Origin of the sequence: Bacillus sp. T33-2 (genome assembly GCF_002860205.1) — a bacterium.
Taxonomy (GTDB): Bacteria; Bacillota; Bacilli; order Bacillales; family Cytobacillaceae; genus T33-2.
On the sequence record NZ_PGVB01000018.1, the window covers coordinates 1 to 20218 of the forward strand.

Sequence of the window (20218 nt, forward strand, 5' to 3'; positions counted from 1 at the left end):
AGCTTCTCAGCGCCGATGGTAGTTGGGGGTTCTCCCCCTGTGAGAGTAGGACGCCGCCGGGCAGTTTAATATTATTCCGCAGTAGCTCAGTGGTAGAGCATTCGGCTGTTAACCGAACGGTCGCAGGTTCGAATCCTGCCTGCGGAGCCAAAACCTCAAAAAGGATACGTCCTTTTGAGCTGGCAGCAGCATGCTTCCATAGCTCAGCAGGTAGAGCACTTCCATGGTAAGGAAGAGGTCAGCGGTTCGAGCCCGCTTGGGAGCTCTCTATTAAACTATAACGGCCCCTTGGTCAAGCGGTTAAGACACCGCCCTTTCACGGCGGTAACACGGGTTCGAATCCCGTAGGGGTCACCATATTGGAGGATTAGCTCAGCTGGGAGAGCATCTGCCTTACAAGCAGAGGGTCGGCGGTTCGAGCCCGTCATCCTCCACCATATGTGCCGGTGTAGCTCAATTGGTAGAGACGAGCGTTGCATCACGAATATGCTGCGAGTTGTACTCATCGAACTGCTGCTTGAATAAGTTTACTGAGATGAGGACACCTGCGAAAAGAAAAACTTTGTTTAGTAATACCAAACTAAGTAATTATTTTAATCTGTGCCGGTGTAGCTCAATTGGTAGAGCAACTGACTTGTAATCAGTAGGTTGGGGGTTCAAGTCCTCTTGCCGGCACCATTCTTGTTATGATCGAGGACGTTAAGATTAATTTCATCATTTAACCGGAGGGGTAGCGAAGTGGCTAAACGCGGCGGACTGTAAATCCGCTCCCTCAGGGTTCGGCGGTTCGAATCCGTCCCCCTCCACCATTTGAATATTTATTAAGAAAAATGGACAAGCTAACTGTGTCCCTTTTTGTTTTATACTACTGGGCTATAGCCAAGCGGTAAGGCAACGGACTTTGACTCCGTCATGCGTTGGTTCGAATCCAGCTAGCCCAGCCAAATCATAATATTGTTGAATTTTTACTTCAGCGGATTTTGTGCAAAATACCGAGAGGTTATTTTAAGCAAATTACGAGCCATTAGCTCAGTCGGTAGAGCATCTGACTTTTAATCAGAGGGTCGAAGGTTCGAGTCCTTCATGGCTCATGTTTATATTATTATCAAGACCGTTTCACTTATTTTTTTAACTGATTAATATGCGGAAGTAGTTCAGTGGTAGAACATCACCTTGCCAAGGTGGGGGTCGCGGGTTCGAATCCCGTCTTCCGCTCCATTCATTTTTCGGGGCCTTAGCTCAGCTGGGAGAGCGCCTGCTTTGCACGCAGGAGGTCAGCGGTTCGATCCCGCTAGGCTCCACCATCATACTACATATTGAGTCTTAAACCTGCCTTAGGTTTAAGACTTTTTTTATTTTATTAGGTTATTTTTATGATACCGAATAGAAATGGAACGGGTTTGATAACGTATAAATATGCACAAAGTTGTCCAGTTGAGTCAGTTGAATGTAAGCGGTTAAAATAAAGTAAAAGAATAGTGGAGATGGGTGAAAGAATGAGAAAACTTTCAATAATTGGAATGCCGATGGATTTAGGGCAAATGCGCCGTGGTGTGGACATGGGTCCAAGCGCAATCCGGTACGCCGGAGTAAATGAGAGATTAAAAGTGCTATTCGATGAAATAGAAGATTTGGGAGATATCCAGGTAGGCAGACCGGAAGTTCGGGTGGATCCCGAATCCAATTTACGAAATCTGGATTTAGTAGCAGAGAAAAGTGCCCTCTTGGCAAAGGAAGTAGATAAAATAGTCAGCTCGGGCTCATTTCCTCTCATACTCGGAGGCGATCACAGTATTGCCATCGGCACTTTGGCAGGTGTATCAAAGCATTATAAAAATTTAGGTGTGATCTGGTATGACGCACATGGCGACCTAAATACATCAGAGACATCACCATCCGGAAATATCCACGGCATGCCACTGGCTGCCAGCCTGGGAATTGGCCATGAACTGTTAACAAACATTGCGGGATACAGTCCAAAAGCCAAACCCGAAAATGTTGTCATTATTGGTGCGAGGTCACTCGATGAGGGTGAAAAAATCCTGATAAAAAAATTAGGCATAAAAGTGTTTACGATGCATGAAATAGACAGGCTCGGCATGGCCACAGTGATAGAACAAACCATTGCATACTTAAAAGAACGGACTGATGGCGTACATCTGTCATTGGATCTTGACGGATTGGATCCAACCGATGCACCGGGTGTAGGTACACCTGTCCCCGGGGGTATCAGTTACCGTGAAAGCCATCTAGCTATGGAAATGCTGGAGGAGGCCGATATTATCACATCAGCTGAATTCGTTGAAGTAAACCCAATCCTGGATGAAAGAAATAAAACTGCAATTGCCGCAGTTGCGTTAATGGGATCCCTATTCGGGGAAAAACTTCTGTAGTACAATAAAAAAGCAGCAGCTTATCAATAAGCTGCTGCTTTATCGTTTAACCAAACATATTTAAAGAAAAATCGTTTTTTTATTTGGAAGATAAACCTTTTTTTATTTTGAAGATAAACCGTGGTATCTATTTAATAAATGATCAAGCTTCGTGCTGGCCTTGAGCACTTGTTCATTGGACAGTGACGTAAGTGATGCCAGCTCAACCATTTGTTTACGGCAGTTTTCAATATCCCTAAGCAGTGAATTCCTACACATGTTAACCACCCCAGTATCCTTTATATGTTCTTTTATAACCGGATTAAAAGTTTTTAAACCAATTGAGTAAATATTTGCTAAACTAAATATCGTCAAGATTTTTATATAAATTGAAACCTTTTCTGCAGCCGGTACGTATATCGGTTAGCCGCAATGTGAGGCGAGGTAAAAAATGGAGACCATTGTTAAGAAAAGAATTAAACAGGTGATAAAAGGCGATCAAAATGCATATGCAGAGATCGTGGAATTATATAAGGACAGGGTATTTCAACTGTGCTTCAGAATGCTGGGGAATCGGCACGAAGCCGAGGATATGGCACAGGAAGCATTCATTAGGGCATATATCAATATTAACAGTTTCAACCAAAATTTGAAGTTCTCGACATGGTTATACAGGATTGCCACAAACCTGTGTATAGATAGGCTTCGCAAAAAGAAACCGGATTATTATTTAGATGCAGAAGTTCCCGGGACAGAAGGGCTGAACATGTATTCACAGGTCGCATCAGACACGGAATTACCGGAGGATGAACTGGAAAGTTTAGAACTGCAGGATATGGTCCAAAAAGAAATTTCAAAACTACCCGATAAATACCGGTCTGTCATCGTATTAAAGTATATTGAAGAGCTTTCACTGAATGAAATCAGTGAAATACTGGACCTTCCGCTCGGGACGGTTAAAACGAGAATCCACAGGGGACGGGAAGCTCTCAGACAGCAATTACGCCATGTTTAATTAAGAGGTGATAACGTGAATTGTCCAGATAAGTTTTTAGAATATATGCATGAATATTTAGATGAAGAAATATCGACCGACCATGAACGGGAATTAAGGGAGCATTTGCAATCATGTTCCGACTGCCAGATCCTTTTTAGGGAATTAACAAGGGCAATTGCACTCGTCCAAAGTACGTCCCACGTCCATGCGCCGTCAAATTTTACGGCAAATATAATGGCAAAGCTTCCAAAAGAGAAAAAGAAAGCAGAATTCCAGCGCTGGTTTAGGAACCACCCGTTACTGACTGCTGCTTCTTTGTTTCTTGTATTAATGATGGGAAGCATCGTCTCTACCTGGAATACAGAACAGCAATTTTCAGTATCCAAACACCCTAACCTCATTGTTGAAAACAATACCGTCATCGTTCCGGAAGGGGAAGTTGTAAAAGGGGATCTTGTCGTACGCAATGGGGAAATAAAGATAGAGGGTCAGGTCCAGGGAAATGTCACAGTCATTAATGGCGAGAAGTACCTGGCTTCAGCAGGAAATGTGACAGGAGAAATAACTGAAGTGAATGAAGTGTTTGACTGGATGTGGTACCACATTAAAAAAACTGTTAAAAGCACTGTGGGCATTCTAGACGATAATAAAGAAGCAAAAGAACAGTCGCTCCAGTAAGGGTGGCTGTTCTTTTATTGCTATCCGGCCTGAAGGTGGCAGTTCAAAAAAGTACCAGGTGCAGTTTCATAAAATATACCTTTCTTATGATATAATAATAAAGTTACAAAAGACGTGGGGATGGAAGTACACAAACAACTCCTTCTTTTTGATAAAAATCGTGGAGGAAGTACAATGGATTCTGCAGATTTCAACATTTTAGAATATCTAGCCAATATCGTTGACGTTCTCCTTGTTTGGTACGTTATCTACAAGCTGATTGCAATCATTCGGGGAACGAAGGCAGTGCAATTATTGAAAGGGATCTTTGTGATCCTGATTGTGAAATTTGCCAGTGATTTCTTCGGGTTCAATACACTCAGCTGGATAATGCAGCAAGCGTTGACGTGGGGTTTCCTGGCCATCATCATCATTTTCCAGCCGGAATTGCGGCGGGCCTTGGAGCAGCTGGGGCGGGGCAGGCTTTTTGCCCGGACTGGCTACCAGGAGGAAGATGACGAGGATAAGATGATTGAGGCGATCACCAAAGCGACGGACTATATGGCAAAACGCCGGATCGGCGCGTTAATTTCGATAGAAAGAGAAACCGGGTTAAGTGATTATATTGAAACAGGAATACAGTTGAATTCCAAGGTGTCGGCAGAATTGCTGATCAACATTTTCATCCCGAATACACCGCTTCATGATGGTGCGGTCATTTTACAAAGAAATACTGTTGCTGCAGCCGCCTGTTATTTACCACTTTCTGAAAGCCCGTTTATTTCGAAAGAACTGGGAACAAGGCACAGGGCAGCCTTGGGCGTCAGCGAAGTGACTGATAGTATTACAGTTGTCGTTTCTGAAGAGACCGGCAATGTTTCTCTCACGAAAAACGGCGAGCTTTACCGGGACTTAAGCCAGCCTACTCTGCGCGAGCTATTGGCCAATGAACTTGGTTCCCAGGCGAAAATGAGACAGGACTTCTCAGCAGTGTGGAATTGGAGGGGGAAGAAAAATGGATAAACTGATGGACTATCCATGGTTTATGAAAGCCGTTGCCCTCGTGCTTGCCGTCCTGCTATTTTCATCCGTTCCGAATGATGATGAAAGTGAGACTGCCGTAAATGTTCCTTCGGACGAAAATACTGAGACAATTACTGATGTTCAGGTTAAAAGTTATTACGACACAGAAAATCTGGTCGTTAGCGGTGTACCTCGCACAGTGAATATGACCATCCAGGGGCCAAAAAATATTGTCCAGCAAGCCAAGGCTTTAAGAAACTTTGAGGTATATGTGGATTTGACAGACGTCGAAATTGGCAAGCAACGAGCCGAAATAAAAGTAAGGGATATATCCAAACGATTGGCAGTGACCATAGAGCCTGAATATGTAAATGTATCAGTTCAGGAAAAAGTAACAAAAGAATTCAAGGTTGAAGCTGAATTCGACAGGAGAAAGATACAAGAAGGCTATATTGCCGGGGAGGCAAGTATTGATCCGGCCCGTGTAAAGATAACAGGCGCAAAGGATATCATCGATAAAATTAGCTATGTCAAAGCAACCGTTGATGAAGACGATCCTGTAAATGAAACGATCAGCCGGGAAGCTGACATTCTGGTGTTTGACAGACAGCTTAATAAGCTTGAAGTGGTCGTCGATCCGGATACTGTAGAGGTTACGATACCAGTAAAAAGCTCGAGCAAGGATGTGCCGATTAACATTGTCCGCAAAGGTACACCGCCTGCAGGTATTACCATCGAATCGATGAAACTTGATACAGAACAAGCGACCATCATTGCAGCTCCAGATATTTTAAAGTCGGTGGATAGCGTGCGGGTCGAGGTCGACGTCAGCAACCTGTCTGAAGATACAGAACTCACATTGCCAGTCATCATCTCAAACGGGGTGGTAAAGGTAACACCTGAAACAGCAAAAGTAACGGTTAATGTCAACAATCAGGTTGAAAAAACAATTTCTAATGTTCCGATTGGCATCGAGGGCGAAACCGAACCTTTAGAGGCGGGTTTTTTGCCTCCTGACAACGGACTGACCAATGTGATTGTTTCCGGGCCAAGTGATGCTGTAGCTGCTCTTACGGCTGAAGATTTTAAGCTTATTGCTGATGTGTCAGGCTTACAGGGAGGGGACCATCAGGTCAATATAAAGGTTACAGCACCTCAAAACATCAAATGGCGATTGGCAAGAGAAACAGCGAGCATTACGGTAACTGAAAAAGAAGTGTAATTTTCCTGCAATAATTCTAGAGGGAGCGATTATAGAATGGGTAAATATTTCGGTACGGATGGAGTCCGTGGAGTTGCTAACAGTGAATTGACGCCAGAATTGGCTTTTAAACTTGGACGTTTTGGAGGGTATGTGTTAACTAAAAACCAAAGCCGTCCAAAGGTTTTAATCGGTCGGGACACAAGGATTTCAGGCCATATGCTAGAGGGGGCCCTCGTATCGGGTTTGCTTTCCATTGGAGCTGAAGTCATGAGGATTGGAGTTATCTCCACACCGGGAGTGGCGTACCTTACAAAAGCGCTTGGTGCACAGGCGGGAGTCATGATTTCCGCATCACATAATCCGGTAGCTGATAACGGGATTAAATTTTTTGGCCCGGATGGTTTCAAGCTTTCTGATGAACAGGAGCTCGAAATTGAAAACCTGATGGACTTGGAAAATGACGAATTGCCGCGCCCAGTCGGGGCAGATCTTGGACAAGTAAATGATTACTTCGAAGGCGGCCAAAAATACCTGCAGTATTTGAAGCAATCAGTGGATGAAGATTTTTCCGGAATCCATATTGCGCTTGATTGTGCGCATGGTGCAACTTCTTCGCTGGCAGCCCATTTATTTGCTGACCTTGATGCTGACCTGTCCACAATGGGAGCATCCCCGAATGGGTTGAATATCAATGACGGAGTCGGGTCAACCCATCCGGAAACTCTTGCAGCTTTTGTGAAGGAAAAGGGAGCCCATGTGGGGTTTGCTTTTGACGGGGATGGCGACAGGATGATTGCCGTTGATGAAAACGGACAGATTGTCGATGGCGACCAGATCATGTATATTTGCGCCAAATACCTGAATGAACAGAACAGGTTGAAGCAGGGTACTGTTGTTTCAACAGTGATGAGCAACCTTGGTTTCTATAAGGGGCTTGAAGCACATGGAATAAACAGTGTCCAAACGGCCGTCGGCGACCGCTACGTAGTCGAAGAAATGAAAAAGAACGGCTACAATCTTGGCGGGGAACAATCCGGCCACATTATTTTTCTCGATTACAACACAACTGGTGACGGCCTTCTGACAGGGCTGCAGCTCGCGAATATCATGAAAATCACACAAAAGCCGCTTTCCGAGCTGGCGGGTGAAATGAAGAAGTATCCGCAGGTACTTGTCAATGTGAGAGTGACGGATAAACATCATGTTACAGACAATGATAAAGTGAAACAAGTCATCCAGCAGGTTGAAGAAGAAATGAACGGAAACGGCCGAATCCTTGTCCGTCCATCGGGTACAGAACCGTTAGTTCGAGTGATGGCTGAGGCTCCATCGGAAGATCTTTGTAAGCAGTATGTCGAGCGGATCACCACAGTTGTAGAATCCGAAATGGGATTGAAAGAATAACGAAATGGGATATGCATGAGGGAACGCTTTCAATCCCTCATGCATATTTATTTTATTAAGGGAGTTTCGCATGTTGGCTCCGGGTAAAGTCCCGGAAAGGATCTTCCTTAGTTTTCTATTGACGGAACTAGAAAGTTCCTGTATGATTATCCTGTTTTTGATCATTCAAAAACATTGAATCTATCGGAAAGGTGGGAGCGGGAAAACTGAATATCTAAAGCGCCTGGACTAGTCCCGAACGGCAGGGATTAGTTGACGAGGAGGAGGTTTATCGAATGTTCGGCGGATGCCTCCCGGCTGAAAGAGCACAGCCGCAAATCCTTGCTTTAAAACATTGGGGCAACTCAATGCACAAAGAGAAGGGAATGCTTAAAATTATTCGGAGGTTGGCTACAAGTCTGACCTCAAACCTATTTATAATCAGAGATAAGGGGGCAAGTATGCCCCCGAGGCTTCTTGCCCCCTATCGCCAGGGAGGAACTAGAAGTTATGTGCGGTATTGTTGGATATATTGGATTTGAAGATTCAAAAGAAATTTTATTAAAAGGCCTGGAAAAGCTTGAATATCGTGGTTATGATTCTGCTGGAATTGCTGTCTTGAATGAAAATGGTGTCCATGTATTTAAAGAAAAAGGCCGCATTGCCGACCTTAGAAATGCAGTAGACCTTGGCGTGACGGCCAATACCGGAATCGGTCATACACGCTGGGCAACACACGGAGCACCAAGCAAAGTAAACGCCCATCCTCATCAAAGCAACTCCGGCCGGCTGACCCTTGTCCATAACGGGGTGATTGAAAACTACGACATCCTTAAGCGTGAGTATCTGCAAAATGTTCCTTTAAAAAGTGATACGGACACTGAAGTCATTGTTCAGTTAATTGAACTGTTTGTAAACGATGGCTTGAGTGTTGAAGAAGCCTTCCGCAAAACGCTGACACTTCTTCATGGTTCATACGCGCTGGCCCTTTTGGATGAACAAAACAGCGAAACGGTTTTTGTTGCGAAAAATAAAAGCCCTCTGCTTGTTGGCCTTGGCTTTGGGTTTAATGTAGTGGCCAGCGATGCAATGGCCATGCTGCAGGTGACAGACAAGTATGTCGAGCTGATGGATGAGGAAATGGTCATCGTCACAAAAGACGAAGTGACCATCCAAAACCTTAGCGGGGAAGTCATCAGCCGTGAGCCTTATATTGCCGAACTGGACGCAAGTGATATCGAAAAGGGAACGTACCCTCACTATATGCTTAAAGAGATTGATGAGCAGCCAATGGTCATCCGTAAAATCGTCCAAAATTATCAGGATCAAAACGGACAATTGGTGATTGAGCAGGATATCGTTGAAGCGATGAATGAATCTGACCGCATTTATATCATTGCTGCGGGAACGTCTTACCACGCAGGACTCGTTGGAAAGCAGTTCATTGAAAGAATGGCGAAAATTCCAGTGGAAGTCCATATTTCAAGTGAATTCGGCTACAACATGCCGCTGCTGTCTGAAAAGCCTTTATTTGTGTTCATTTCCCAGAGCGGGGAAACAGCAGACAGCCGCCAGGTGCTTGTGAAAGTGAAAGATATGGGCCACAAGGCGCTGACGATTACAAACGTCCCGGGCTCAACATTATCCCGTGAGGCAGACTTTACTCTCCTGCTCCATGCCGGACCTGAAATCGCAGTAGCGTCGACGAAAGCCTACACAGCCCAATTGGCAGTGCTGGCAATCCTGGCAGATGTGACAGCAAAGAGCCGTGTTATTGATGTGGATTTCGACCTGGTAAAAGAGCTTGGCATTGCTGCGAATGCGATTGATATGCTTTGTGACTCGAAAGAAGAGTTCGAATCCATTGCCCGTGAATACTTGACCGTAACAAGAAACGCCTTCTTCATCGGCCGCGGGATCGATTTCTATGTTGGCCTTGAAGGTGCATTAAAGCTGAAAGAAATTTCTTATATCCAGGCTGAAGGCTTTGCAGGAGGAGAATTAAAGCACGGTACCATTGCTTTAATTGAAGAAGGGACTCCTGTCATCGCCCTTGCAACACAAGAAAGTGTAAACCTGAGCATCCGCGGAAACGTTAAAGAAGTCGCCGCCCGCGGTGCAAACCCGTGCATTATCTCCATGGATGGCCTTCAAACAGACGAAGACCGCTTTGTGATCCCTGAAGTGCACGGACTGTTAACACCCCTTATCTCTGTAATACCGCTGCAATTGATCTCATACTATGCAGCCCTGCACCGTGACTGTGACGTTGATAAGCCTAGGAACCTGGCTAAGTCGGTTACTGTTGAGTAATGAGGAATTAGAGGAAGAAGAGATTTGTCTCTTCGCATTTAACACATTCCCCATGTAATTCAAGTTCGTACCTGCTGTAATTAAGTTGGTATCTGAACGGGGAAAAAGCGTGAGGCAAATATAGATCAGAAACAATCCAGAGAATCGGGAGACGTACCGTTGGTACGTTTTCTCGGTTCTTTTTTATGTGTTCATAATTTGATCAAACGTTTGATTAAATTGCGAGAAAGCCTGATATACCAATGATTCGAAGCGGGTGTCACGAGATAACTTAATCGTGACTCAGACAACTTAGTCGTGACCTGGACAACTCAGTTATAACATAGACAAGTCAATCGTGAAACGAAATTTTGAAAAGCCGCCATTGGTTAGGCGGCTATCTCTTTTTAATTTCAAAATGAAATGTTTTCTATCGCCATGGCTGACTCGGCTGAGAGTTCTTCAACTAAAGCAGCAGCTTAGTTTAAATACAATAATTGAACTCACAATAAAAATAAAAATATCTGCCTCAAAATAAGCAGCTATATAACTTATTTATCTTTTTAATACCGGAATCCAAATTTCGCTTTTTACTATCGGGGAACTTAAATCTTTGGTTTTGATCGACAAAATTTCTGGTCCTTCTGTTTGTTGATAGTTCGAAGAAGGAAACCATTCTGAATAAATACGCCCCCATGTATCCTGGAGTATATTAGGAAAAGGTCCTGCTGACTCGAATACAGCCCAGGTAAACGCAGGAACTTTTAGCTTAGAAAAGTTTTCGGGACATTCATTTGTTGTAGCTACACCTATATAATGATCAAGACTTCCTTTTTCCTCCATACGACCTTCCGAAAAGTTAGTGGATGCTTGTATGATCCCTTTTGGTTGAATATTAGATAGTTCAATAAGTTTACTTATCGTGTCGGTATTTAATTTTTTCCACATAGCAGTGATCTCTGGGTTCTCACCTTGAAACACAATGGGTACCCGTTTCTTGATACCGACTATGTGAAATGCCTCTTTTTCTTCAATTCTGTAATTCATTTCACTTCCTCCTTTAATTGATAATTGAAAGGTCACTCGTGGATAGGCTTTTAATGACTGACCATTACTTCTTGCTACTGATGGCGATACACCATGCAAACTTTGAAAGGCTCTGGTAAAGGAATCAGGTGAACTGTAACCGTATTTAATAGCAATATCAATAACCCTTAGTTTAGTATTAATTAGTTCAAATGCAGCAAGAGTAAGGCGTCTTCTTCGGATATATTCGGAGAGCGTAGTACCCGCAAGAAATGAAAACATTCTTTTGAAATGATATTCTGAACACAAAGCTAATCTTGCCACTTCTTTAAAGTCAATATCATCAGTAAGGTTTTCTTCAATATACTGTAATGCTTCATTCATGTTCCTAAGCAAATCCATTATGTTACCTCCCTTATACAAAAGAATAGCAGGAACCAACATCATCCTTCCGACAATTTGTGTACAGTTATGTAGAGTGTTTTTGTTAGTTCATTGGAAGGTTAAATTGATATTAACAATTTTCAAATTCGTTAATACATATAACAATTCATGATAATAATGTACAATCCTTCAGTAGCCAGCGTAATAATCCAACCTTTTTGTTCAACTAAGTGCCCTTTTAGTTAAATAAAAAAAGCCGCCTGGGTCGGCAGCTGATCTTAAATTCAGGCACTCGTTTTTGTAAGATAAATAACTTTTTTGTAATGTGTTCACGACTGAGTTGTCGTGAAAAGCACCTCTGCTCTATGGATTAGTTCACGAACGAGTTGTTTAATGTAAAAAACGGAAACGTATGCATCGGTTATTTATGGAAATTTAGTTCACGACTAAGTTGTTCGAACACAGATTGTTGAATTACAAAAAAGTTTCGGGAACTGAACAAAAAAGTTGGGAACTGAATTAGCGGCGGTTATGTAAAAAAATATTATCAAGTTAGACTCAATCCAAATGAGGATTGGGTCTTTTTTTATAAGGTTTTTTTGAATAGAATAAAATAGAAAGGATAATGATTTTTAAAAAAGAATGGATATTTATGTTAAAATGTTGGTAAGTCAGTATATTTAAATCTTTGAGAGTTCGGTTGAAGTTTAAGGAAGGGTACAGGGGCTGAGATTAATGGAAGAAATTATAAATCAGCTAAAAAATGTTGGAGTTCATATTATTAAAAATGATTGGGATATTCTTTTGGAAGTTCACAATGATAAATTGATTCAATCTAGTAAAATGGATGTTCTTATAATGGAACTTATATCTAAAATGAAAAATTATGGGATTGAAAGAATATCGCTTGAATGTCCTAAAACTCTTTTAGATAAATTAATTAGCACAAAACAAAAAATGAGGATTGTTGGCGAAAGAGTTATTTTTATTAAGGATTTTTCAGAACAAAGAGAAATTTTTATTCCGTCATACGAAGTATGGTCAATAACTGACACGAAATCATTATTATTTTTATCTGAAGTGATGGGGAATGAAGCAAATAAAGCGGAAAAGTTTCTCATGAGTATGAAGAGTGAACTACCAACACAAGCGGAAAAAATGTACACGGTTTATACGTTAAATAATGAACCAATAGGTGTGGTCTTTCCTCATATTGAGCCTGAAACAAATAAGGAAGGTCGTATTTTTTGGATAGGAATACATCCTAAATTTATTGGTAAAGGGTATGGAAAGAACTTGCATCTAATAGGACTTTATAGATTGCAAAATGAGTTTAAAGCAAAATCTTATTTAGGTGCAACAAAAATTGAAAATATACCTATGAGAAGAATTATGAAAACTAATGGTTGTAGCGAGCAAAAAGATGCCCTCATTACATTGGTATTTTCTTCATAAATAAGGTTTTAAAAATCTGTGATAAATCTACATTCCCCAGATTTATCCTAAAAAAAGGAGGCATAAAATGAAAAGTCCAATTTAATATCTCTCAAAAAAACTCAAAATTTAATTTAAATATTGGGGAGTATAAATCTTTTTGTGTAAATGGGGTTTCACTTCATTATATGTAAAGGCTTTATATGGAGTGGCGGGCATGATAGGCTCTGAGCCGGGCGATGTCTTTCTTTTGGAAGGTATCGCCCAATCACCGGAAATCATGCCCGCAGAGGCCATGTCAAGCCGGCACCACACTTCGGTCATGAGGAAAGCTCAGCTTCCAATCGTTCCCCATAATAAATGGCCAGTTGTGATATACATTCTTTCCATGCCCTTACAGGCATAGTCCACTTCTTGGAGATTTCCATAGTAGCCAAATAAATTATCTTCCTGAGTGAACATCTGTTGGATAGGCTGTCTTTGTCTTGGTGACTTTCCTAAGCTGGCGATGATAGCCTTCAATCGTATTTGTGGTATAAATGAGTCTTCTGATTTCGGCAGGGTAACTAAAGTAGGCGGTTAATTCCAGCCAGTTTGTTTCCCATGATTTGATGATGATTGGGTGCTTTTTGCCCCATTTCTCCTTGAATTTGGAGAACTCTAGTTCAGCCTCTTCCAGAGTGAGGGCCTGGTAGATTTTCTTCAAGTCTGCCATAATGCCTTTTTGTTCCTTATACGAAACATACTTCATAGAACTACGGATTTGGTGAATGATACATAACTGGATATCAGTCTGTGGAAAGACCGTACTAATAGCCTCAGAGAAGCCAGAACGTCCGTCCTTACAAGCAATCAGAATATCCTGCACTCCTCTGTTTTTCAAGTCATTACAGACTCCCAGCCAGAATCTCGCACTCTCATTTTCTCCAATCCAAATGCCCAAAATCTCTTTGTGACCGGACATATTGATCCCTAAACACTGTAGGCAGCCTTGCTTAAAATCCGATTTTCTTTCCGTACTTTGAAGTGGATGGCATCCAAAAAGACTATCGGATAGACCCGATCCAATGGACGTGATTGCCATTCCACAATGAGGGGCATGATTTTATCGGTTACCTTACTGACCATGGCAGGCGATACTTCTATTCCATAGAGGTCCTGCATGTGGTCTTCAATGTCTATGGTCGACATGCCTTTTGCATATAGGCCAATAATTTGGTCTTCCAACCCATTCGATGCAGTTTCATATTTCTTGATAATTTGTGGTTCAAATTCGCCTTTTCTGTCTCTCGGCACCTTTAGCTCTCCATTTCCAAACTTGGTTTTAACTGTTTTTTGGCTATAGCCATTTCGGCTATTTCCGGAATGGTCACCTTCGTTATCATGCATCTTGTAGCCCAAATGATTGTCAATTTCAGCTTCAAACACATGTTGAATGGTACCTTTGAACAGATCCTTCAACTTTTCCTGAATGTCTTCCACCGTCCGACAATCTTTCGCTAATTCTTTAGCCAACCAGTTTGTTTCGTTTTGCATAAATGATCATCTCCCTTATTCCATCCATGTTTCGAACCCCTGCTTTGTTCATGCAAATCTTACTTAATATTCATCTGTTGCACATATAAGTGAATTATTATATATTGATACGTGAATGAGATAGGAGGTGTACGCAGTGCTTAAGTCAGCAGTACCAATAGAACAGGCAGCTGGCATCTTGAAGCTCTTAGGCGACAAAACCCGATTGACGATGATCAAGCTATTGGATAGTCATGACTGTTGTGTGTGTGAATTTGTAGCGATGTTCAATGCGAGTCAGCCAGCCATCAGCCAACATTTACGTAAGCTGAAGGATGCGGGGCTTGTTGGTGAAACAAGGAGAGGTCAGTGGATTATTTACTCGCTAAACAAACAAAGTGAACACTATCCTATGGTACAGAACATATTGGAGCACCTTCCAGACCAGGAATACAAACTGAAGGAGCTTGAAAAGCAAGGTCTGAGAATTACATGTGAATAATTGGGGGTTACAACTTGGTTTCAACACTTCTTGCTTCATTGATTTTTTTACTTACTCTCGTCTTGGTCATATGGCAGCCAAGAAATCTGTCCATCGGTTGGTCTGCATGCGGCGGTGCCATTCTTGCCCTGATTCTTGGAGTCGTGGACTTTGCCGATGTTATCGATGTTACTCAAATAGTGTGGAACGCCACATTCTCGTTCATTGCCATTATCATTATATCTCTTATTCTAGATGAAATCGGGTTCTTTGAATGGGCGGCACTACATATGGCAAGAGCTGCTAAGGGAAACGGCATCAAAATGTTTGTGTATATCTGTATTTTAGGAGCTCTGGTAGCAGCATTGTTCGCAAATGATGGTGCAGCCCTTATACTGACACCTATCGTTCTTGCAATGGTAAGGAACTTGAAGTTTGAAGAAAAGATGATTTTTCCGTTCATCATAGCAAGCGGATTTATCGCTGATACAACATCACTTCCCCTTGTGGTAAGTAATCTGGTGAATATCGTGTCTGCTGACTTCTTCAATATTGGGTTCAATGAATTTGCTTCAAGGATGATTGTCCCAAACCTGTTCTCATTACTTGCTAGCATTTTGGTGCTGTATCTGTATTTCAATAAGAGCATTGCTAGGAATTATGATTTAGCACAATTGAAGAAACCTGCTGATGCCATAAAGGATGAAAGAATGTTCCGATTATCCTGGGTCGTCCTTGCGGTTTTACTCGCTGGATACTTCATAAGTGAACTGCTTGAGATCCCTGTCTCCATTGTTGCAGGAATTGTGGCTATTTTCTTCTTGTTTATGGGTAGGAGAAGTCCAGCTGTGAACACCAGAAACGTGATCAAAGGTGCTCCATGGGCAATCGTATTTTTCTCCATTGGCATGTATGTCGTTGTTTACGGTTTAAGAAATGCTGGATTGACTAGCGTCCTGGCTGATCTGATTCAATGGACGGCTGATCAAGGATTATTTGCTGCAACAATCGGAATGGGCTTCATCGCAGCCATTCTTTCGTCCATTATGAATAACATGCCTACGGTAATGATTGATGCACTTGCAATAGCGGATACAAATACAACCGGAATCATTAGGGAAGCATTAGTTTATGCAAATGTCATCGGGTCAGACCTAGGTCCAAAGATCACTCCGATAGGATCCCTTGCAACACTGTTATGGCTACACGTGTTGTCCCTAAAAGGGGTCAAGATATCGTGGGGTACCTACTTTAAAACAGGAATTGTTTTAACCATTCCTACCCTGTTCATCACGCTGGTAGGACTTTATATATGGTTGACCATTATTTCATAATACTTACAACAAAAGGAGCAATCACACATGTCCAAAAAAACAATTTACTTCTTATGTACAGGTAACTCATGCCGTAGCCAAATGGCTGAAGGCTGGGCTAAGAAATATCTAGGTAACGAATGGGAAGTCAAGAGTGCGGGCATAGAAGCACATGGACTAAACCCAAATGCAGTTAAGGCGATGAATGAAGCTGGAGTTGATATTTCGAATCAAACTTCTGACATCATTGACCCTGAAATCCTGAATAATGCAAATTTGGTCGTTACACTTTGTGGCGATGCAGCAGACAAATGTCCGATGACCCCTCCACATGTAAAACGTGAGCATTGGGGCTTTGATGATCCAGCGAAAGCAGAAGGAACAGACGAAGAAAAATGGGCGTTCTTCCAACGTGTCCGCGATGAAATTGCAGACCGTATCAAAACGTTCGCTGAAACTGGAAAGTAATAAGATAAATAGCCAAGAGACACCTCTTGGCTATACTTTCGCATAACATATAAGCGATTACTTATTCGTACGAGGGGAGAATGTTGATGAGTAAAGTTGAAATATTTGATCCTGCAATGTGTTGTCCAACTGGAGTATGCGGGCCAAGTGTAAATCCTGAACTGTCTCGGGTTGCATCAGCAATCTTTTTATTAGAGAAGAAAGGATTTGACATTAAACGCTATAACCTGGGAACAGAACCTGCGGTGTTCGTTTCAAACTCTGAAGTGAATCGGGTTCTTCACGAAAAAGGCCCAGATTCCCTCCCTGTTACATTGGTTGATGGTATCATCACAAAAATTGGCGTCTACCCATCAAATGAAGAATTTGCAAAGTGGTTTGGCATTGATGCTGAAGAGCTTGCGGTCAAACAAAAGGCTAATCTAAAGATTGACCTTAAACCAATGAAATAGAAAGAGGTGAAAAACAATGTTTCAGCCTTTTGAGCCTAAATCAATTGTGAAAACCAAGTTTTTATTCTTCACAGGCAAAGGTGGAGTTGGAAAAACGTCAACCGCTTGTGCCACTGCTGTCTCATTGGCAGAGGAAGGAAAACAGGTATTACTTGTCAGCACAGACCCTGCGTCGAACTTGCAGGATGTTTTAGAAGTCGATTTAAGCAATACACCAAAGCCAGTGCCGCAAGTAACCAATCTGTTCGCATGTAACATTGACCCAGAAGAGGCAGCTAAAGCCCATCGGGAAAAAGTGATAGGTCCGTATAGGGGGCTATTGCCTGATGCCGTTGTCGCCACCATGGAGGAACAAATGTCTGGTGCTTGCACAGTGGAGATCGCAGCGTTTGATGAATTTACAACCCTGCTTTCCGATCATTCCATCGTTAAGTCTTATGACCATATTATCTTTGACACAGCACCTACTGGTCATACACTCAGGCTTCTCCAGCTCCCAACTGCATGGAGTGGATTTCTGGAGGTAAGTACGCGTGGTGCGTCCTGCCTTGGTCCGCTGTCCGGCCTATCCGAAAAGAAACAACTATACTTAAATACCGTTGATGCATTATCCGATCCAAAGCAAACGATGATGATACTGGTGGCAAGGCCAGATGAGTCAACCTTGCTGGAGGCTAACCGGGCATCACAGGAATTAAGCGAAATTGGAATTCGGAATCAGATTCTTATCATTAATGGACTAATGAAATCTTACGTTCCTGATGATGAGCTATCTTTCGCTTTATATAACCGTCAACGCGATGCACTGAGACAATTGCCTCATCAGTTGAAACAAGTAATCGTCTATTCATTGCCATACGTGTCATATTCGTTAACTGGGGTTGAAAACCTACGGTACTTGTTTAAGCAATATATTTTGCCTGCGTCCCAAACTGTTGTTGATAAAAGGAGAATTACCCTACCAGGTCTAGAAGCAGTTAATGACGATTTCATTATCAATGATACTCGCGTCATTCTGACGATGGGCAAAGGCGGGGTTGGGAAAACTACACTGGCATCTGCAATAGCTGTTGGACTTGTTGAGAGAGGTTTGAATGTTCATCTCACCACAACAGACCCAGCTGCTCATTTAGAATTGGTTTTAAATGAGAAAAATGCGAATGAAAAATTGACCATTAGCAGAATCGACCCAAAATCAGAAGTCGAGGCTTACAAATCAGAAGTGTTATCTAAGGTGAGTGAAGATCTTGATGATGAAGGACTTGCCTATATCGAAGAAGACCTGAACTCTCCGTGTACAGAGGAGATTGCCGTCTTCCGTGCTTTTGCAGAAGTCGTAGAAAAAGCAAAAGATGAGGTTGTTGTCATCGATACAGCCCCTACTGGACATACGCTTTTACTTTTGGATGCTGCACGATCTTACCACAAGGAACTTGAACGCTCAACAGGTGAGGTGCCTAAAAGTGTCGAAAACTTGCTGCCTCACCTCCGTAACGCTAGAGAAACAGCTGTTGTTATAGTCACACTTGCTGAAGCAACACCGGTCTTAGAGGCCAGCCGTCTGCAGGATGATTTAAAACGGGCCAATATCGCTCCACAGTGGTGGGTCATTAACCAGAGCTTACATGCAACAAACACTTCTGATCCAGTACTAAACGGAAGGGCAATCGCCGAGGAACAGTGGATAGAGAAAGTGACACGTTTGGCACATAAGTGTGCAATCGTTCCATTGCAAAGTGAAAGTGTAACTGGATATGAAAAGTTAAAAAATTATACTCATCAATGAATTTGGAGGCATCCTACAATGACCACTAAGAACTATCAAGAATTAGTTAAAGACAGAATTTACATTGGCGGAGCAGATAATGCAAAAGATGTTCTGGAAAATGAAAAAGTGGATGTCATCTTTGATTTGCGTGCGGAAGCACCAGAAGAAGATACTATTCGTATCAGAGTCCATAGCCCAATCGTTGATGATGCACAACACCAGGAAGAATCCATAAAAGAATCGATTGACCAGGTTGTAAATGCGTACAATGAAGGGAAAAAAATATACTTCCATTGCGGTGGCGGAAGCAACCGTACAGGGACTGTTGCGATTGGCATGTTGCTTCAGTTAGGAAAAGCAAAGAGCATTGAGGAAGCTGAGGAAATCGCAAAAACCATTCGTCCTAAAATTAACGTGAAGCCTGAAATGAAAGAGGCTTTACAGAGCATACACCCGAATGCATAATAATAGTTGTCCACGAAAGGAGATGTTGACATGAAGATCACAGATCAGGCTCGTGATATATTAAAGCAATTGTTGGAAGAGAATAATGCGAAAAATATCCGAGTTTACTTTGCAGGCTTTGGCTGAGGACAGCCACAGGTAGGGCTGGCTCTGGATGAGCCAGAAGAAAAAGATAAAGTCGTAACGATTAACGAAATACAAGTCGCAATTGAGCCGAACATTGAACCTAACACACAAGACCTCATTCTCGATTTTAATGAGGAAGCAAACGGACTTGTGCTTTTGGGCAATGAAAGTGATTGTTGTTAATAGTCCTATTACAAACCCTTCTCCTTGCGGAGCAGGGTTTTTTTCATTTTAATAAAAATGGAAAAATTTTTATGACATTTACTATTGACCCTGTACTAAGGTACAGGGTGCATAATTCTAAATGAGGGGGGAAGGCCAGCGTATGAACGTTTTTGCATCAAGTAAGATTCAAGAGATTGAAAAGAAAATTCGTGATTTAAATGAGATGAAGTTCTTGTTAGAGAGACTGGTGGAGAAATGCCCTGGTTGCTGGAGTTCCAAAAGATCAATGTCCGATCATGAGAAAATTATCTAAGGGAGTGAATTAAAATGGCAAAAAGATTGATTCAAGTATTTACAGCTGGTTGTAGTGTCTGTGAAGGTGCCGTTGAACAAGTGAAGGCTCTAGCTTGTGAAAATTGTGAAGTGGTTGTTTACGACTTGAACAAAAACTGCGACACGCTTGAATGCGAAGCAAAAGCAAAAGAATATGGCGTGAAATCCGTTCATGCGGTTGCGATCAACAGGAAATTAGTCAGCAGGAATAGACATCGATGCGTTAAAAGCAGCTGGCTTAGGTCAGGGTAATAAGGAACAAAAACCAAGGGTGAGGATTTCACCCTTGGTTTTCTTATGACGCGGGAAAGTTGTGCAAAAATGATGGTTTGATTGAATCGATGCTATATTATTGAAGAA

At 42.2% G+C, this 20218-nt stretch carries 18 protein-coding genes, 10 tRNA genes and 1 pseudogene; 26 read left to right on the forward strand and 3 right to left on the reverse strand.

Features of this window, described 5'->3' with window-relative positions; translation table 11 throughout:
• The first annotated feature begins 75 nt into the window (after positions 1-75).
• The 11 genes from CVD19_RS13750 (at position 76) to rocF (ending at position 2393) form a co-directional block, all read left to right on the forward strand.
• Positions 76-150 (forward strand) — tRNA-Asn (locus CVD19_RS13750).
• Positions 151-192: 42 nt separating this feature from the next.
• Positions 193-265 (forward strand) — tRNA-Thr (locus CVD19_RS13755).
• A gap of 17 nt (positions 266-282) precedes the next feature.
• Positions 283-357 (forward strand) — tRNA-Glu (locus tag CVD19_RS13760).
• 4 nt (positions 358-361) lie between these two features.
• Positions 362-437: transfer RNA gene (locus CVD19_RS13765), tRNA-Val, on the forward strand.
• A gap of 165 nt (positions 438-602) precedes the next feature.
• A tRNA-Thr gene (locus CVD19_RS13770) sits at positions 603-678 on the forward strand.
• A gap of 46 nt (positions 679-724) precedes the next feature.
• A tRNA-Tyr gene (locus tag CVD19_RS13775) sits at positions 725-809 on the forward strand.
• Positions 810-869: 60 nt separating this feature from the next.
• Positions 870-944, forward strand: a tRNA-Gln gene (locus CVD19_RS13780).
• 74 nt (positions 945-1018) lie between these two features.
• Positions 1019-1091: transfer RNA gene (locus CVD19_RS13785), tRNA-Lys, on the forward strand.
• Positions 1092-1143: 52 nt separating this feature from the next.
• A tRNA-Gly gene (locus tag CVD19_RS13790) sits at positions 1144-1218 on the forward strand.
• Positions 1219-1228: 10 nt separating this feature from the next.
• A tRNA-Ala gene (locus CVD19_RS13795) sits at positions 1229-1304 on the forward strand.
• Between the two features lie 192 nt (positions 1305-1496).
• Positions 1497-2393 (forward strand): arginase, encoded by an 897-nt coding sequence (gene rocF, locus CVD19_RS13800; protein ID WP_101582427.1) that lies wholly within the window; start codon positions 1497-1499, stop codon positions 2391-2393.
• A gap of 102 nt (positions 2394-2495) precedes the next feature.
• Here the strand turns inward: rocF and CVD19_RS13805 are convergent, their stop codons facing one another.
• Positions 2496-2651, reverse strand: coding sequence for an aspartyl-phosphate phosphatase Spo0E family protein (locus tag CVD19_RS13805; RefSeq protein ID WP_101582428.1), 156 nt, complete (start codon positions 2649-2651; stop codon positions 2496-2498).
• A gap of 172 nt (positions 2652-2823) precedes the next feature.
• On the opposite strand from CVD19_RS13805, the gene sigW reads away from it, so the two are divergent.
• The 6 genes from sigW to glmS all read left to right on the forward strand — a co-directional run bounded on the left by sigW (position 2824) and on the right by glmS (position 9949).
• Positions 2824-3387 (forward strand): RNA polymerase sigma factor SigW, encoded by a 564-nt coding sequence (gene sigW / locus CVD19_RS13810; RefSeq protein WP_101582429.1) that lies wholly within the window; start codon positions 2824-2826, stop codon positions 3385-3387.
• 15 nt (positions 3388-3402) lie between these two features.
• Positions 3403-4047: an anti-sigma factor family protein gene (locus CVD19_RS13815; protein ID WP_101582430.1), complete on the forward strand. Its 645-nt coding sequence runs from the start codon at positions 3403-3405 to the stop codon at positions 4045-4047.
• Between the two features lie 174 nt (positions 4048-4221).
• Entirely contained in the window at positions 4222-5049 is an 828-nt protein-coding gene (gene cdaA, locus CVD19_RS13820; protein WP_101582431.1) for a diadenylate cyclase CdaA, read from the forward strand.
• Positions 5042-6271: a CdaR family protein gene (locus CVD19_RS13825; RefSeq protein ID WP_101582432.1), complete on the forward strand. Its 1230-nt coding sequence runs from the start codon at positions 5042-5044 to the stop codon at positions 6269-6271. Before cdaA ends, CVD19_RS13825 begins: the two co-directional genes overlap by 8 nt.
• A gap of 36 nt (positions 6272-6307) precedes the next feature.
• A complete protein-coding gene (gene glmM, locus CVD19_RS13830) occupies positions 6308-7657 on the forward strand; it encodes a phosphoglucosamine mutase (RefSeq protein ID WP_101582433.1) in 1350 nt (449 codons plus the stop codon).
• 489 nt (positions 7658-8146) lie between these two features.
• On the forward strand, positions 8147-9949 hold the full coding sequence (glmS, locus tag CVD19_RS13840; protein ID WP_101582435.1) for a glutamine--fructose-6-phosphate transaminase (isomerizing): 1803 nt from the start codon (positions 8147-8149) through the stop codon (positions 9947-9949).
• 534 nt (positions 9950-10483) lie between these two features.
• Here glmS and CVD19_RS13845 read toward each other — a convergent pair.
• Positions 10484-11356 carry an AraC family transcriptional regulator gene (locus CVD19_RS13845; protein ID WP_101582436.1) on the reverse strand — a complete coding sequence of 291 codons (873 nt, stop codon included), beginning with the start codon at positions 11354-11356 and terminating at the stop codon, positions 10484-10486.
• 717 nt (positions 11357-12073) lie between these two features.
• On the opposite strand from CVD19_RS13845, the gene CVD19_RS13850 reads away from it, so the two are divergent.
• Together CVD19_RS13850 and CVD19_RS24760 are read left to right on the forward strand one after the other, a co-directional pair.
• Positions 12074-12793 carry a GNAT family N-acetyltransferase gene (locus CVD19_RS13850; RefSeq protein ID WP_101582437.1) on the forward strand — a complete coding sequence of 240 codons (720 nt, stop codon included), beginning with the start codon at positions 12074-12076 and terminating at the stop codon, positions 12791-12793.
• Positions 12794-12989: 196 nt separating this feature from the next.
• Complete coding sequence (locus tag CVD19_RS24760; RefSeq protein ID WP_180953627.1) at positions 12990-13178, forward strand: hypothetical protein; 189 nt, start codon at positions 12990-12992, stop codon at positions 13176-13178.
• On the opposite strand, the pseudogene CVD19_RS13860 reads toward CVD19_RS24760, so the two are convergent.
• Positions 13093-14308 (reverse strand): annotated as a pseudogene (locus tag CVD19_RS13860) (IS256 family transposase). The gene CVD19_RS24760 and the pseudogene CVD19_RS13860 sit on opposite strands and share 86 nt — an antisense overlap.
• 136 nt (positions 14309-14444) lie before the next feature.
• Between CVD19_RS13860 and CVD19_RS13865 the strand changes: the two are divergent.
• The 7 genes from CVD19_RS13865 to CVD19_RS13895 all read left to right on the forward strand — a co-directional run bounded on the left by CVD19_RS13865 (position 14445) and on the right by CVD19_RS13895 (position 20110).
• Positions 14445-14789, forward strand: coding sequence for an ArsR/SmtB family transcription factor (locus CVD19_RS13865; RefSeq protein WP_101582439.1), 345 nt, complete (start codon positions 14445-14447; stop codon positions 14787-14789).
• Positions 14790-14803: 14 nt separating this feature from the next.
• Complete coding sequence (locus CVD19_RS13870; RefSeq protein WP_101582440.1) at positions 14804-16102, forward strand: arsenic transporter; 1299 nt, start codon at positions 14804-14806, stop codon at positions 16100-16102.
• 27 nt (positions 16103-16129) lie between these two features.
• Positions 16130-16549: an arsenate reductase (thioredoxin) gene (gene arsC / locus CVD19_RS13875; RefSeq protein ID WP_101582441.1), complete on the forward strand. Its 420-nt coding sequence runs from the start codon at positions 16130-16132 to the stop codon at positions 16547-16549.
• Between the two features lie 86 nt (positions 16550-16635).
• A complete protein-coding gene (gene arsD / locus CVD19_RS13880; protein ID WP_101582442.1) occupies positions 16636-17001 on the forward strand; it encodes an arsenite efflux transporter metallochaperone ArsD in 366 nt (121 codons plus the stop codon).
• A 16-nt stretch (positions 17002-17017) separates the two neighbouring features.
• On the forward strand, positions 17018-18787 hold the full coding sequence (gene arsA, locus CVD19_RS13885; protein WP_101582443.1) for an arsenical pump-driving ATPase: 1770 nt from the start codon (positions 17018-17020) through the stop codon (positions 18785-18787).
• A gap of 18 nt (positions 18788-18805) precedes the next feature.
• Positions 18806-19234 carry a protein-tyrosine phosphatase family protein gene (locus CVD19_RS13890; RefSeq protein ID WP_101582444.1) on the forward strand — a complete coding sequence of 143 codons (429 nt, stop codon included), beginning with the start codon at positions 18806-18808 and terminating at the stop codon, positions 19232-19234.
• Between the two features lie 618 nt (positions 19235-19852).
• Complete coding sequence (locus CVD19_RS13895) at positions 19853-20110, forward strand: glutaredoxin (protein ID WP_257985140.1); 258 nt, start codon at positions 19853-19855, stop codon at positions 20108-20110.
• Positions 20111-20218: the final 108 nt, after the last annotated feature.

Bases quoted from the DNA above. Each gene is read 5' to 3' on its own strand.
- rocF (WP_101582427.1), top strand. From the start codon at position 1,497: ATGAGAAAACTTTCAATAATTGGAATGCCGATGGATTTAGGGCAAATG.
- CVD19_RS13805 (WP_101582428.1), bottom strand. From the start codon at position 2,651: ATGTGTAGGAATTCACTGCTTAGGGATATTGAAAACTGCCGTAAACAA.
- sigW (WP_101582429.1), top strand. From the start codon at position 2,824: ATGGAGACCATTGTTAAGAAAAGAATTAAACAGGTGATAAAAGGCGAT.
- cdaA (WP_101582431.1), top strand. From the start codon at position 4,222: ATGGATTCTGCAGATTTCAACATTTTAGAATATCTAGCCAATATCGTT.
- CVD19_RS13825 (WP_101582432.1), top strand. From the start codon at position 5,042: ATGGATAAACTGATGGACTATCCATGGTTTATGAAAGCCGTTGCCCTC.
- glmM (WP_101582433.1), top strand. From the start codon at position 6,308: ATGGGTAAATATTTCGGTACGGATGGAGTCCGTGGAGTTGCTAACAGT.
- glmS (WP_101582435.1), top strand. From the start codon at position 8,147: ATGTGCGGTATTGTTGGATATATTGGATTTGAAGATTCAAAAGAAATT.
- CVD19_RS13845 (WP_101582436.1), bottom strand. From the start codon at position 11,356: ATGGATTTGCTTAGGAACATGAATGAAGCATTACAGTATATTGAAGAA.
- CVD19_RS13850 (WP_101582437.1), top strand. From the start codon at position 12,074: ATGGAAGAAATTATAAATCAGCTAAAAAATGTTGGAGTTCATATTATT.
- CVD19_RS24760 (WP_180953627.1), top strand. From the start codon at position 12,990: ATGATAGGCTCTGAGCCGGGCGATGTCTTTCTTTTGGAAGGTATCGCC.
- arsC (WP_101582441.1), top strand. From the start codon at position 16,130: ATGTCCAAAAAAACAATTTACTTCTTATGTACAGGTAACTCATGCCGT.
- arsD (WP_101582442.1), top strand. From the start codon at position 16,636: ATGAGTAAAGTTGAAATATTTGATCCTGCAATGTGTTGTCCAACTGGA.
- arsA (WP_101582443.1), top strand. From the start codon at position 17,018: ATGTTTCAGCCTTTTGAGCCTAAATCAATTGTGAAAACCAAGTTTTTA.
- CVD19_RS13890 (WP_101582444.1), top strand. From the start codon at position 18,806: ATGACCACTAAGAACTATCAAGAATTAGTTAAAGACAGAATTTACATT.
- CVD19_RS13895 (WP_257985140.1), top strand. From the start codon at position 19,853: ATGGCAAAAAGATTGATTCAAGTATTTACAGCTGGTTGTAGTGTCTGT.